This is a genomic window from Prevotella conceptionensis 9403948 (assembly GCF_000312305.1).
Taxonomy (GTDB): Bacteria; Bacteroidota; Bacteroidia; order Bacteroidales; family Bacteroidaceae; genus Prevotella; species Prevotella conceptionensis.
In genome coordinates this window covers 1-1,038 of record NZ_HE999489.1, presented here as the reverse complement: position 1 = coordinate 1,038, position 1,038 = coordinate 1, and the positions used below count along the sequence as shown (strand labels likewise).

The 1,038-nt window shown below is 51.8% G+C and carries 1 protein-coding gene; it reads left to right on the top strand.

Annotation, left to right across the window (positions count from 1 at the left end; translation table 11 throughout):
* Positions 1–1,038: TonB-dependent receptor domain-containing protein (locus tag BN93_RS15860; RefSeq protein ID WP_019189259.1), on the top strand; the 1,038-nt coding region annotated here is incomplete at both ends.

The following is a 1,038-nucleotide window of genomic DNA, read 5'->3' as shown; positions in this document are numbered from 1 at the left end:
TCGACGCTTGTTGGCAAGAACAACACGTGGGGTTACTTCCCCTCTGCGGGCTTGGAATGGAACGTTAAGGAAGAAAAATGGCTGAAAAGCGTGCTTTGGCTCGACCAATTTAAACTGCAAACCAGTGTTGGCCGCTCTGGAAACCTGGGCGGAATAATGGCTTATTACACCCTGCAAATGTTGATGCCCAACGGCATTGTGCCCCATTACGGCCGCCCCACCGTTACCTTGGGACAACTGCGCAACATCAATCCCGACTTGAAATGGGAAACGCGCACATCGTTTAATGTGGGTATGGAGGCAGGATTTTTCAGCAACCGCATACACGTTTACGCCGAATACTACCACTCGAAAACCACAGACATGCTGTACAACTACGACGTTAGCGTGCCGCCTTTTGCCTATAACAAGTTGCTGGCCAACATCGGCAGCATGAGCAACAGCGGTATGGAGTTTGGCCTTGGCCTGGACCTCATCCGCAAAAAAGACATGGAACTGAGCGTAAACATGAACCTTTCGTTCCAGCAAAACAAGCTGCTGTCGCTCACAGGAATGTATAACGGCGAGCAATTGTCGTCGCCCGACATCACGCCCATTGGCGGATTGACCGGTGCGGGCATGCACGGCGGACACAACTTCATCACTTATCAGATAGTGGGACAACCGCTTGGCGTGTTCTATCTGCCGCATTGCACGGGATTAACCAAAAACGCCGACGACTCGTATAGCTATGCCTGTGCCGACCTAGACAACAACGGACGCATCAATTTGGAAGATGGCGGCGACCGCCGTGTGGCAGGGCAGGCCGTTCCGAAAGCCACTTTGGGTTCGAACATTAGCTTTCGCTATCGCATGTGGGACGTAACCATGCAGCTAAACGGTGCCTTCGGGCATAAGATATACAACGGAACGTCGCTCACTTATATGAACATGGCCAGTTTTCCCGACTATAACGTGCTGCGCGAAGCACCCCAACAGAACATCAAAGACCAAAAGGCCACCGACTATTGGCTGGAACAAGGCGACTATCTGAACATT